Annotated in this window: 12 protein-coding genes; 4 read left to right on the top strand and 8 right to left on the bottom strand. The window is 62.0% G+C overall.

The genetic code is table 11. From position 1 onward, the window contains the following. The first annotated feature begins 4 nt into the window (after positions 1-4). Positions 5-772, top strand: coding sequence for a glutamine amidotransferase (locus QTJ18_RS20350; protein ID WP_489667248.1), 768 nt, complete (start codon positions 5-7; stop codon positions 770-772). Positions 773-799: 27 nt separating this feature from the next. On the opposite strand, the gene QTJ18_RS20345 is transcribed toward QTJ18_RS20350, so the two are convergent. After that, complete coding sequence (locus QTJ18_RS20345) at positions 800-2,038, bottom strand: MFS transporter (protein ID WP_252754302.1); 1,239 nt, start codon at positions 2,036-2,038, stop codon at positions 800-802. Between the two features lie 183 nt (positions 2,039-2,221). Here QTJ18_RS20345 and QTJ18_RS20340 point away from each other — a divergent pair, with 183 nt between their 5' ends. Continuing rightward, on the top strand, positions 2,222-2,524 hold the full coding sequence (locus QTJ18_RS20340) for a YggT family protein (protein WP_489667249.1): 303 nt from the start codon (positions 2,222-2,224) through the stop codon (positions 2,522-2,524). A gap of 50 nt (positions 2,525-2,574) precedes the next feature. Then, positions 2,575-2,835 carry a DUF167 family protein gene (locus QTJ18_RS20335; protein WP_252754304.1) on the top strand — a complete coding sequence of 87 codons (261 nt, stop codon included), beginning with the start codon at positions 2,575-2,577 and terminating at the stop codon, positions 2,833-2,835. Between the two features lie 11 nt (positions 2,836-2,846). Here QTJ18_RS20335 and ppa read toward each other — a convergent pair whose 3' ends face one another. From ppa to QTJ18_RS20300, 7 genes are all read right to left on the bottom strand, one after another. Then, the gene (ppa, locus tag QTJ18_RS20330; RefSeq protein WP_252754305.1) at positions 2,847-3,380 is read right to left on the bottom strand and encodes an inorganic diphosphatase; all 534 of its coding nucleotides are present in this window, start codon (positions 3,378-3,380) and stop codon (positions 2,847-2,849) included. A 154-nt stretch (positions 3,381-3,534) separates the two neighbouring features. After that, positions 3,535-4,041 (bottom strand): GNAT family N-acetyltransferase, encoded by a 507-nt coding sequence (locus QTJ18_RS20325; RefSeq protein ID WP_252754306.1) that lies wholly within the window; start codon positions 4,039-4,041, stop codon positions 3,535-3,537. A 203-nt stretch (positions 4,042-4,244) separates the two neighbouring features. Beyond that, a complete protein-coding gene (gene typA, locus QTJ18_RS20320; protein WP_252754307.1) occupies positions 4,245-6,062 on the bottom strand; it encodes a translational GTPase TypA in 1,818 nt (605 codons plus the stop codon). A gap of 136 nt (positions 6,063-6,198) precedes the next feature. Then, positions 6,199-6,999 (bottom strand): ABC transporter permease, encoded by an 801-nt coding sequence (locus tag QTJ18_RS20315; RefSeq protein ID WP_252754308.1) that lies wholly within the window; start codon positions 6,997-6,999, stop codon positions 6,199-6,201. A gap of 2 nt (positions 7,000-7,001) precedes the next feature. Continuing rightward, on the bottom strand, positions 7,002-7,820 hold the full coding sequence (locus QTJ18_RS20310; RefSeq protein WP_252754309.1) for an ABC transporter permease: 819 nt from the start codon (positions 7,818-7,820) through the stop codon (positions 7,002-7,004). Beyond that, a complete protein-coding gene (locus tag QTJ18_RS20305; protein WP_252754310.1) occupies positions 7,817-8,818 on the bottom strand; it encodes an ABC transporter ATP-binding protein in 1,002 nt (333 codons plus the stop codon). Before QTJ18_RS20305 ends, QTJ18_RS20310 begins: the two co-directional genes overlap by 4 nt. A gap of 142 nt (positions 8,819-8,960) precedes the next feature. Then, a complete protein-coding gene (locus QTJ18_RS20300; RefSeq protein WP_252754311.1) occupies positions 8,961-11,054 on the bottom strand; it encodes a M3 family metallopeptidase in 2,094 nt (697 codons plus the stop codon). A gap of 445 nt (positions 11,055-11,499) precedes the next feature. Here QTJ18_RS20300 and QTJ18_RS20295 point away from each other — a divergent pair, with 445 nt between their 5' ends. After that, a complete protein-coding gene (locus QTJ18_RS20295; protein WP_252754312.1) occupies positions 11,500-11,967 on the top strand; it encodes a MarR family winged helix-turn-helix transcriptional regulator in 468 nt (155 codons plus the stop codon). Positions 11,968-11,971 lie beyond the last annotated feature (4 nt).

The raw sequence follows: 11,971 nt of genomic DNA, 5'->3' as shown, positions 1-11,971 counted from the left end.
TGAAATGCTGATGTCATCGCGCCCCCGCCAAGACCGCAAGCTGCCTATTCTGATCATCCTGCATCAGGAACGCTCCTCCCCCGGGCGCGTCGGCCAGATGCTGGTGGAAAAGGGCTACCCGCTCGACATTCGTCGCCCCGTTCTGGGCGATCCCCTGCCGGAAACGCTCCGGTCCCATGCCGGCGCCGTTATCTTCGGCGGCCCGATGAGCGCCAATGATCCCGAGCCTTTCGTGAAGCAGGAGATCGACTGGATCTCCGTGCCCCTGCGGGAGAACAAGCCGTATCTGGGCATCTGTCTCGGCGCGCAGATGCTGGTGAAGAATCTCGGCGGCAGCGTCGCGCCGGAGAAGGGCGACCTGACGGAAATCGGCTGGTATGCGCTGCACCCGACCGAGCACGGCCGGCTTCTGATGCCTTGGCCACGCATGGTCTACCACTTCCACCGCGAGGGGTTCAGCCTGCCGCGTGGCGTTCAATTGCTGGCAAAGGGCGATGCCTATCCGCATCAAGCCATCCGCTACGGGGAGAATGCCTGGGGCGTGCAGTTCCATGCGGAGCTGACGCGCGCCATGATGCATAGCTGGGTTGTCCGCGGTGCCGAGCGCTTTACCCTGCCCAATGCCCAGCAGGGTCGAGAGCATCTGGAGGGGCGGATGATCTTCGATCAGGCGCTGCGCAACTGGCTGTGGGCTTATCTGGACATGGTGTTTGACCGGCAGAGCCTGCGGGACAGTGCCGAGGTGCCGAAGCCGGCCTATTCCCCAGCCTGACCTGCCAGGGGTTTCAGAACTGCGCCATCAGGGCGTCGACGGCGCGTCGAGACTGTCGATCTTGCGCAGCTTCGGAAAACGCGCCGCCCAGATCACCGCCACCGCCAGCGTGCCGAAACCGCCAATCACGACGGCAGGCACGGCTCCGATCAGATGCGCCATGGTTCCGGCGCGGAACTCGCCCAGCTCGTTGGATGCGCCGACAAAGACCATGTTGACGGCATTGACGCGGCCGCGCACTTCATCCGGCGTCCACAGCATGATGAGGCTTTCGCGGACATAAACGGAAATCATGTCGGATGCGCCCATCAGCATCAGGGCAGCGATGGACAGCCAGACGGTCTGCGACAGGCCGAAGATGACGGTGGCCGCGCCGAACAGCGCGACCCCGACAAACATGAAGACGCCGGCGCGATGTTTGATCGGATAAGCGGCCAGCAGAACGGCAACGACGATCGCTCCAATGCCTGGCGCGGCGCGCAACAGGCCGAGCCCCCAGGGACCGAGTTCGAGAATGTCGCGGGCAAAGACAGGCATCAGCGCCACGGCCCCGCCGAGAAGAACCGCGAAGAGATCCAGCGAGATGGCTCCCAGAACGACCTTTTCGCTCCAGATGAACCGGAAGCCGGCCAGGATCGTCTGTAGGTTGACCGCTTTGGAACCCTGGCGCTGCATTGGCTTAGGGATGCTGACGATCAGGATCGCGGCTGCCAGCATGAAGGCCAGCGCTACCGTATAGGCAATGGTGGCGCTGGCGCCGTACAGCAGGCCGCCGGCCACCGGGCCGAGGATCGACGCCGTCTGCCAGGAGGATGAATTCCACGCCACGGCATTGGGAAGGGCATGCTCCGGCACGAGATTGGGCGCCAGCGATTGCACCGCCGGCCCCATGAAAGCCCGTTCTATGCCGAACACGATGAGAATGCCGAAGACCGGCCAGGGGGAAAACGTCCCCGTGACCGTCAAAGCGAGCAGAGCCGCCGTGCAGAGGCCGCCGAGAAACAGGCAGACCGCCACGATGGCGCGGCGATTATACCGGTCGGCGACGGTTCCGGTCACGAGGATCAGCAGCAGCGAGGGCAGAAACTGAAACAGGCCGATCAGGCCGAGATAGAGCGTATTGCCGGTGACGTCATACATCTGCCAGCCCACTGCGACGCTGACGATCTGGATGGCGAAGGCTGCCAGGAACCGACAGAAGAAGAAGCGGGCATAGGAGGAGTAGCGGAAGGCGGCGAAGCGGTCATCGGATGCAGGAATGGACATCAGCATTGCTTTCCGCGGGGCGCCGAAAAAGGCCATGGCGCCCGTCTTCGCGTGAAACGGACCGGTTGGGGCCGACAGAACTGATCCAACAGGCCGAACTCCGCTTTAATTATGATTCGCCAGAGGAAAGCCTCAGCACTTGCCGCTTAAGTCGCCAATGTCTACATGTCTGTCAACTGAGAAATGGAGACTTGGATGCTCGCGCTGTTTCAGACCATCGACCTGGCCTTGAACCTGTATACATGGGTGCTCATCATCAGCGCCATCTTCTCGTGGCTCTACGCCTTCAACGTGATCAATTCGAGCAACCAGTTCGTCAACACGATCGGGACCCTGCTTTACAACCTGACCGAACCCGCATTGCGGCCGATCCGCCGTGTCATGCCCGATCTGGGCGGCATCGACATTTCGCCGATCATCCTCCTGCTCATCATCTTCTTCATTCGTTCGCTGATGTGGACGACCATCGTCCCGGCGCTGATGTGAGAGCGGCGGCCTGTGCGCTTGCCGGGCATATCCGCCTCAGCATACGCCTGATGCCCGGCGCGTCCCGCAATGGCTTTGACGGGCTGGATGCTTCAGAGGATGGCGGGGCCTATCTCAAGGCGCGCGTGACGGCCATTCCGGAAGATGGAAAGGCCAACAGGGCTTTGATCGAGCTCCTGGCCAAGCAGCTGCGCGTGCCGAAATCGTCGATCTCCTTCATCTCCGGCGAAACGGCGCGCAAAAAAATCCTCCGGATCGATGGCGACCCGGAGGAGCTGATGAACAAACTGGACGCGCTGATCAGGGCCTGACCGGCGGCGCATCACTTCTGGGCGTTATAGCGCTCGATCGCTTCGACGATCAGCTTCTTGGCGACGTCGACATCCTGCCAGCCGCCGATCTTCACCCACTTGCCGGGCTCCAGATCCTTGTAATGCTCGAAGAAATGCTCGATCTGCTTGAGGGTGATCTCCGGCAGGTCGGTATAGTTCTGGATCTTGTCGTAGCGCTGGGTCAGCTTGGGAACCGGAACCGCGAGGATCTTCTCATCCTTGCCGCCATCGTCTTCCATGATCATCACGCCGATCGGACGGACGCTGATGACGCAGCCGGGAACCAGCGGACGGGTATTGCAGATGAGGACATCCACCGGATCGCCATCCTCGGAAAGCGTATGCGGCACGAAGCCGTAATTGCCCGGATACGTCATCGGCGTGTAGAGGAAGCGATCGACGATCAATGCGCCGGCTTCCTTGTCCATCTCGTACTTGATCGGGTGGCCACCGACCGGGACTTCAACGATGACATTCACATCGTCCGGCGGGTTCTTGCCGATCTTGATTGCATCGATACGCATGTTTCTCCCCGAGAGCGTTGCATCGTGACGCCTCGATACCCACAAAACCGGTGCAATGCAACACGGCCTTTCGCAGGGCAGGTGGTGATGGCAGGATGGCGGATCCCTGGCCAGGCGCTGCTTGGGCGCAAGACGCAGAGGACGGGACTCAGGGTCAAGGCCAGACGAAACCGAGCTTGCGCAGGCGGACATCGGCAAAATCTTCCATGCCTTCCGCCACATCAAGGCCGCCGTGGCGGCGGAAGAACCGGATGGCGTGCTCGCTATCCTCCAGGCACCAGACCACCAGACCGTGACAGCCCAGAGATTTCAGCAGGCGTCTGGCCTCGCCGAACAGGCGTCGGCCAAGGCCGATGCCCTGGAACTCCGGCCGCAGGTAGATTTCATAGATTTCGCCGTCCTGCGGCAGCGCCCGCGCCCGGTTCAGGCCGATCGTCGCATAGCCGGCAATCGTGCCGGCGACGTCCAGCACCAGCAGCGTTGCTGGGCCACTGCTGGCGCGCCGCCACCAGATTTCGCCTCTGCGCTCCAGCATTTCCGTCAGCGGTCGGTGGGGGATCAGGCCCGCATAGGCCTGCCGCCAGGCTTCGCGATGCACGTCGGCAATGTCTGCGGCATCTTCCGGGCCGGCCTGCCGAACATCGATGGTGAGCGTCTTCATGACAGTCCTTCTGGCCCTGGCCTGCGGCCCATCCCGTGCCTTCTCCGGAAACGAACCTTCCATGCGGACCCATTCCGCCTGCAGATCTTCAGAAGTTAACGCTTTTTTAAGCCCCGGAACAAGCTCCCCCAGCCTCCCGCGATGAAAAAAGCCCCGGAGGTTTTCACCGCCGGGGCTTTGCCGAATGCCGTGTCCGATCGCAATCAGGCGACGCGCGACTTTTCGAAGCGCTTGCGATCATTCGGGTCGAGATACATCTTGCGCAGGCGGATGGACTTCGGCGTCACTTCCATCAATTCGTCGTCCTGAATCCAGGACAGCGCGCGGTCGAGCGTCATGCGGATCGGCGGCGTCAGCTTGACGGCCTCATCCTTGCCGGCGGCGCGAATATTCGTCAGCTGCTTGCCCTTCAACACGTTCACTTCAAGGTCGTTGTCGCGGGAGTGAATGCCGATGATCATGCCCTGATAGACCTTTTCGCCGGGCTCGATGATCATCGGGCCACGATCTTCCAGGTTGAACATGGCGTAGGCAACGGCTTCGCCGGAGCCGTTGGACAGGAGTACGCCATTGGTGCGGCCGCCGATCGGACCCTTATAGGGCTGATAATCGTGGAACAGCCTGTTCATGATGGCCGTACCGCGCGTATCGGTCAGAAGCTCGGACTGATAGCCGATCAGGCCGCGTGTCGGCGCCAGGAACTTCAGGCGAACGCGATTGCCGCCGGAGGGACGCAGTTCCGTCATCTCGGCCTTGCGCTCGGACATCTTCTGCACCACGACGCCGGAATGCTCCTCGTCAACGTCAACGACGACTTCCTCGATCGGCTCCATCAGCTGATCGTTTTCATCCTTGTGCATGACGACGCGCGGGCGCGATACGGCCAGCTCGAAGCCCTCACGGCGCATGGTCTCGATCAGGACAGCCAGCTGAAGTTCGCCACGACCGGAGACGAAGAAGGAATCCTTGCCTTCCGCTTCTTCGATCTTCAGCGCGACATTGCCTTCCGCTTCCTTGAAGAGACGGTCGCGGATGACACGGCTCGTGACCTTGTCGCCTTCGGTCCCGGCCAGCGGGCTGTCATTGACGATGAAGGACATGGTGACCGTCGGAGGATCGATCGGCTGTGCGGTCATCGCCTCGGTAACGGTGGGATCGCAGAACGTGTCGGCGACAGTACCCTTGGAGAGGCCGGCGATCGCCACGATATCGCCGGCATGGGCTTCATCGATGGCTGTGCGCTCGATGCCGCGGAAAGCGAGAATCTTCGAGATGCGGCCGTTTTCGATGATCTTGCCATCCTGGCCGAGAACCTTGACCGCCTGGTTCGGCTTGATCGAGCCGGAGGCGATGCGGCCGGTGATGATACGGCCGAGGAAGGGGTTGGCTTCGAGGATCGTGCCGATCATGCGGAACGGGCCTTCTTCGACGGTCGGCTCCGGAACGTGCTTCAGCACGAGATCGAGCAGAGGCGCCAGCCCATCTTCCTTCGGACCTTCGGGATTGTAGTTCATCCAGCCATCGCGGCCGGAGCCGTAGAGGATCGGGAAGTCGAGCTGTTCATCAGTAGCGTCGAGATTGGCGAAGAGGTCGAAGACTTCGTTGATGACTTCCTCGTGGCGGCCGTCCGGGCGGTCGATCTTGTTGATCGCGACGATCGGGCGAAGGCCGACCTTCAGCGCCTTGGAGACGACGAACTTGGTCTGCGGCATCGGGCCTTCGGAGCTGTCGACCAGGACGATCGCGCCGTCCACCATCGACAGGATGCGCTCGACTTCGCCGCCGAAATCGGCGTGGCCCGGCGTGTCGACGATGTTGATGCGGGTCCCCTTCCATTCCACCGAGGTCGCCTTGGCGAGAATGGTGATGCCGCGTTCCTTTTCCAGGTCGTTGCTGTCCATCACGCGTTCGGCGACGCGCTGGTTGTCGCGGAAGGAGCCGGACTGCTTCAGAAGTTCGTCGACAAGGGTCGTTTTCCCATGGTCAACGTGCGCGATGATCGCGATGTTGCGAAGTGCCATATTGGTTTCTCTGGGGCTGTGGCGCACGCAGGGAGCTCTAAGCGCCAATTTTCATTTGGCGCGCTCATAGCCTGTTTTTCGCATTTGCGAAAGGGGGCGGCTGAACGCAGGGTTAAAGCAGGACGGAATCTATGCCTCATCCGCCACCGCCTTGGTATCGGTCGAGGCAAAAACGCCAGAAGATCGCGGCCGCGACGACCGAGAGCGGGCCGGCTGCAAGGGCTGCGGCCGCCGCGCCGCCTCCCAGATAGGGAATGCTGCGGTCGAGCAGCACCGAGACGGGCACATAGGCCATGTAGCCGAGCGGAATGATCGAGAGCAGCGCCAGCTGGAAGGGCGCCGCAAATATGCTGGCGGGATAGCGCGACAATTCCCAGAAGTCGAAATAGATGCCGAACAGATAGCGCGCCCGGCCCAGCAGCATGGCGCAGGCGCCGAGCATGGTGATGAGCGAGGCGGTGATCAGGGCAGCGCTGACGAGGCCGAGGATCAGGAAGAGACCGTGGGCGGGGCCCCAGTCGATCGCAAGCTGCGGCAGCGCCCAGGCGATCAATCCCGCACCCAGAAGGATATGGCCGCCATATTCGATGTTGAAGCCGGAAAAGACGAGATAGGCCCAGGGGTTCAGCGGCCTGACCAAGAGCGTATCGAATTCGCCGCCGAGGACAATTTCCTCCATGCGCCTGAGCTGAACCAGCGTGAAGCAGGCGCCGAGCGCATAGCCCAGCGTGTGGAAGCCGAGCAGCAGCGCCATTTGCGGCCAGGTCCAGCCGCCGATAGTCTCGAAACGGGTGAGGATCAGCCAGATCTGCGTGAAGACGCCGGCATAGCCGAAGGCCTGCGCCACCCAGGCGATCATCAGGCTGGCGCGGAATTGAAGCCGCGTGCGCACCCGCAGCCGAACCAGGTAGAGAAGCAGGGACAGGGTTTCCCGCATGCTCAGCCTCCCTGCACCACGACCTGGCCGCAGGCGCGCGACCAGACTAAGGAAACGGCCAGGGCCAGAACCGCGGCCCAGGCACCACCGGCCAGCAAATAGAGCGCTGACGAGGCGAGATCGCGCTCGCCGAGATAGACCGTCATCGGATGATAGGTGATCCAGGCGAAAGGCAGCACATGCGCCACCTCCGCCAGTCCCTTGGGAAAGAACCAGATCGGCACCAGCCCGCCGGAGAAGACACCGAGCAGGCCGCGCATGAACCATTCCAGCGAGTGAGCGTCGAAGACCCAGAAGGAGAAAAGGCCGATGAGGATGCCGAACAGCATCATGACAGCGAGGGAGACGAGGACGAAGCCGAGAAACAGCAGCGCATGTCCGGCGCTTGCCGGGGGCTCGATGCCGTAGATCAGGCCCATGATCACGATCACCGGCAAGGAGGTCATCAGCCAGTCGAAGAGGCGCGTGCCCAGCTGTTCGGCCAGCAGCATGACCGGATAGGCCATGGGGCGCAGCAGGCTCGAGCCGATTGCCCCGGTGCGGATGGTTCCTCCGACATCCCGGACGATCATCGTGGCATCCCAGCTGGACAGGATGGTGCCGCCGATCAGCGCATAGGTGATCATCTGGCCAAGGCTGATGCCGCTCATGCTGCCATTCATACTGCCATTCATGCTGGCATGTCCGGCAAAGACGGCCTGCCAGATGGAGATGCGGGCGAGGATATCGACAAGCGTGCCGAAGACGCGGGCAATGGCGCGCGACCTGTGCTCCAGCTCCCGGCGAAAGGCGGCCCGGATCAGGGCGTAAAAGGCGCTCACGCGGCTCTCCCCGCCAGTCCCCTGGCCTGGTAATGGGTGCGGATGATCTCCTCTATGCCCGGCTCGTGCAGGCGCACGTCGCGCAGGCCGACATCGGTCTGGAGCGCCGCCAGCAGTTCCACCAGCGACCTGTCGTCATCGGCAAGCAGAAACATGCGCAGATTTCCCTCTCCGCCGGCCGGTTCCGCTCCGGGAAGATGAACCATCCCCGGCTCGCCTACAAATTCCACGGTCAGCTTGCGGCGCGCGCCGAAGCGGGTGCGCAGTGCCGACACGGGGCCGTCGAAGAGCAGCCTGCCTTCATCCACCATGATCAGGCGCGGGCAGATCTCCTCGATATCCTGCAGGTCATGGGTGGTGAGAATGATCGTCGTGCCGCGCTCGCGGTTGATGCGCGCGAGGAACTTACGCACCACATCCTTCGCCACCACGTCGAGGCCGATGGTCGGCTCGTCCAGGAAGAGGATTTTCGGATCATGCATCAGCGCCATGGCGATTTCGGCGCGCATCCGCTGGCCGAGGCTCAGGTGCCGCACCGGCCGCTCCAGGAAGGAGGCAAGCCCCATCATCTCGGTCAAATCCGCGCAATTTTTTGAAAAGGCCAAATCCGGCACGCGATACATGCGCCGATGCAGCTCGAAGCTTTCAAACAGCGGCAGTTCCCACCAAAGCTGCGTGCGCTGGCCGAAGACGACGCCGATATTACGCGCATTCGCCACCCGGTCCGCCTGCGGATGGCGTCCCAGCACGGTAACCCTGCCGGAGGTGGGCGCCAGGATGCCTGTCAGCATCTTGATCATGGTGGATTTGCCGGCGCCATTCGGGCCGAGATAGCCGACCGCCTCACCTGCGGCGATATCGAAGGAAATGTCCTCGACCGCCCGGACAGGCCGCGTGACGGGGGAGACGAAGCTCCGGATGGCGCCGGCAAGACCCGGCTGCGCGACGCGCTGCCGGAATGTCTTCGACACGGAAGCTGCGGATATGATGGAAGTCATGGCGGGCGATCCTGACGTGGTCACCGCTTAAAGCGGAGTCGCATGAAATTTATGCGACAGTCACCCGATTCGCCCGCCACAAATGCTGATGGCTTTCATTCGCAACCCAAATGGTCGCCATGGCTGATAAAGCGACCGCTGATCAGGCGTCGCCGCCGGAGAGCTCCGCCACCATCGAAAGCCCCTTCTTCTTCAGCATGGCATCCGGATCGGGCAGCTTGCCGCGAAAGGCCTTGTAGGTCTCTTCCGGATCGATCGATCCGCCGACCGCATAGATGTTGTTCTTCAACTTGCGGGCCATGACCGGATCGAAAGGATTGCCGGTCTCCTCAAAGGCGGAGAAGGCATCGGCATCCAGCACTTCCGACCACATGTAGGAATAGTATCCGGCCGAATAGCCATCGCCGGAGAAGATGTGCTGGAAATGCGGCGTGGCATGGCGCATCACGATCGAGGAGGGCATGCCGATCTCATCGAGCACCTGCGCCTGCACGGCCATGGGATCCTCCACGCCCGCCCGTGTGTGGAACGCCATGTCGACCAGAGCGGAGGAGGTGAACTCCACCGTGTTGAACCCTGCATTGAAGGTGCGGGCCGCGAGAACCTTGTCGAGCAACGCCTTCGGCATCGGCTCACCGGTCTCGTAATGAACGGCATAACGGGTCAGGATCTCCGGTACCGTCAACCAGTGCTCGTAAAGCTGTGACGGCAATTCGACGAAATCGCGCGAGACGCCGGTGCCGGACACGGAGGGATAGGTGACATCGGACAGAATGCCGTGAAGGCCATGGCCGAATTCGTGGAACAGCGTGCGGGCATCATCCAGCGAGAGCAAAGCCGGCTTGCCTTCTGCGGGCTTGGCGAAATTGCAGACATTGTAGATGATCGGCAATTCGCCTTCGGCGCCGTTTTTCAGGGGCAGCTTGTGCTGGCTCTGGAAGGAGCTCATCCATGCGCCCGAGCGCTTGGAGGATCGTGCGAAATAATCGCCGAGGAACATGGCCTTCAACCGACCATCGGCCTCCCGGACCTCGAAGACCCGAACATCGGGATGATAGGCCTTTATACCCTTCACCTCGGTGATGGTGACGTCGAAGAGCCGGTTTGCAACATCGAAACAGGCCTGCAGGATGTTTTCGAGCTGCAGATAGGGCTTCAGTTCCGATTCGGAAAAATCGAACATGCGCTCGCGCTGCTTTTCGGCATAATAGCGCCAGTCCCAGGGCTGAACCGGTCCGTTCAGCCCGTCTTCCGCCATCAGCCCGCTGAGATCGGCCTCTTCCTCCTTGGCCTTCGCCCGCGCCTTGGCCCAGACTTTCATCAGCAGCGAATTCACATTGGCCGGTGTCTTGGCCATCGTATCATCCAGCTTGTAGCTGGCGAAATCGGCATAGCCGAGAAGCGAGGCCTTTTCGGCGCGCAGCGCGAGGATCTCGCGGACGATCGCGATATTGTCGCGCTCTTTGCCGTTCTCACCCCGCTTGACCCAGGCGGCAAAGGCCTTCTCCCGCAGATCGCGGCGACTGGAGAAAGTGAGGAAGGGCTCGATGATGGAGCGGGACAGGGTAACGGCGAAAGAGTCTTCCGGTGCCCCGCGTTCGCGCGCAGCGCCTGCCATAGCATCGCGCAGGAAAGCCGGCAGGCCTTCCAGATCCTCGGCAGATTGCAGGATCAGCGACCAGGCCTTTTCATCGCCCAGAACATTCTGGCCGAATTGCGCGCCAAGCCCCGCCAGTCTTTCGTTGATGGCGGCCAGTCGCTCCTGTTGGGTGCGCGACAGTTTGGCACCGGCGCGCACGAAGCCCTTCCAGTGCCGCTCCAGAACACGGGTCTCCTCCAGCGTCAGATCGAGTTTTTCCCGTCCCTCCCAAAGCGCGTCGAGACGCCGGAACAGCTTTTCGTTCATGGCGATCCGGGAATAGTGACGCGACATTTTTGGCGCCACCTCCCGCTCCAGCGCCTGGATGACATCATTGGTATGCGCGCCTGCGCGGTTCCAGAACAGCGCCGAGACCCGAGATAGCTCATCCCCGGCAATCTCCAGGGCCGTCACCGTATTGGCAAAGCTTTCCGGCTCCGCATTGTCGGCAATCCCGTCGATTTCCATGTCGTGGCGGGACAGGGCGGCATCGAAGGCGGCGGCGAAATCTTCGTCCGTCACCTGGTCGAATTGCGGCAGTCCATGCAGTCCCTTCCATTCGACCAGGGCTGGTTTGATTTCGGATTGGACAGTCATCTGATGAACCTCTGATAGAATTGCCGGGCAGTTGAATATAGGGCAGGTCGGCAAAGCATGCGCAAAACTATGGACTGATTATGAACGATTGACGAGCCTTGCCACCCGCAAACTTGTCATCGCGGCAATCGATCCGCCGCGAGCCTCCTCGCTCAGCCTGGACTGGCTCGCTCAGCCGAGATTGTCCTCGCACGGCGCAGGAAGCCCGGCGGCCGGCCGCCCGACCGGCAAGCCCTGCATGCTTTTCCGGTCTGATCCGGTCCCTGGACGCGCTTTATCATTTGCCCGGCCTCCCAAAAATAGTAAGCCTGCCTTATTTGGTACGACAGCCCGGCTGGCACTGCACCGCATCACGCCGGCTGATCCATCAACGACCTGCTGCAGATTTCGGGCATCGAACCATGTCCGGATGATGGGGCGACGCAGCGGCAGAGGCGAAGATTTCATGGCCACCCCCACGGAACTGCATAATCTGGGCTTTTTGCTCACAGACAGCGCCAGGTTGCTGCGCTCGGCCTTCGAGCGGCGCATTGGCGAGATGGGGCTCGAAATCACGCCCGGCGAAGCACGCACGCTGCTCAACATCCACACGCTGACGGATGCAAAGCAGCTGGAAATCGCCGCCCGCATGGGGGTAGAGCCGATGACCGTCTGCTCCTTTCTCGACCGGCTCCAGACCCAGGGTCTCATCGCACGCCATCCGGATCCCGTGGATCGCCGCGCCAAGCGCGTGACGCTGACCGCGCAGGCGGAGCCGCTGATCGCCAGGCTCAAGGCCGAGATCGCCGATGTCCTGCGGGAGGCCTGCGCCGGGCTGGCGGACGAGGATGTGCTTCGGCTCCATCACATCCTCGAAACCGTCTCCGCCAATCTCCAGTCTGCAGGCAATGCCGGCCAGGCGGATCCCGCGTGAGCGC

Origin of the sequence: Rhizobium sp. SSA_523, from assembly GCF_030435705.1 — a bacterium.
Lineage (GTDB): Bacteria > Pseudomonadota > Alphaproteobacteria > Rhizobiales > Rhizobiaceae > Neorhizobium.
The sequence above is the reverse complement of the archived record's forward strand: the minus strand, read 5'-3'. Positions and strand labels throughout refer to the sequence as shown.

Excerpts from the sequence above, each read along its gene's own strand:
- QTJ18_RS20300 (WP_252754311.1), bottom strand. The coding sequence starts at position 11,054 with ATGACTGTCCAATCCGAAATCAAACCAGCCCTGGTCGAATGGAAGGGA.
- ppa (WP_252754305.1), bottom strand. The coding sequence starts at position 3,380 with ATGCGTATCGATGCAATCAAGATCGGCAAGAACCCGCCGGACGATGTG.
- typA (WP_252754307.1), bottom strand. The coding sequence starts at position 6,062 with ATGGCACTTCGCAACATCGCGATCATCGCGCACGTTGACCATGGGAAA.
- QTJ18_RS20295 (WP_252754312.1), top strand. The coding sequence starts at position 11,500 with ATGGCCACCCCCACGGAACTGCATAATCTGGGCTTTTTGCTCACAGAC.
- QTJ18_RS20350 (WP_489667248.1), top strand. The coding sequence starts at position 5 with ATGCTGATGTCATCGCGCCCCCGCCAAGACCGCAAGCTGCCTATTCTG.
- QTJ18_RS20315 (WP_252754308.1), bottom strand. The coding sequence starts at position 6,999 with ATGCGGGAAACCCTGTCCCTGCTTCTCTACCTGGTTCGGCTGCGGGTG.
- QTJ18_RS20325 (WP_252754306.1), bottom strand. The coding sequence starts at position 4,041 with ATGAAGACGCTCACCATCGATGTTCGGCAGGCCGGCCCGGAAGATGCC.
- QTJ18_RS20340 (WP_489667249.1), top strand. The coding sequence starts at position 2,222 with ATGGAGACTTGGATGCTCGCGCTGTTTCAGACCATCGACCTGGCCTTG.
- QTJ18_RS20345 (WP_252754302.1), bottom strand. The coding sequence starts at position 2,038 with ATGTCCATTCCTGCATCCGATGACCGCTTCGCCGCCTTCCGCTACTCC.
- QTJ18_RS20305 (WP_252754310.1), bottom strand. The coding sequence starts at position 8,818 with ATGACTTCCATCATATCCGCAGCTTCCGTGTCGAAGACATTCCGGCAG.
- QTJ18_RS20335 (WP_252754304.1), top strand. The coding sequence starts at position 2,575 with ATGCCCGGCGCGTCCCGCAATGGCTTTGACGGGCTGGATGCTTCAGAG.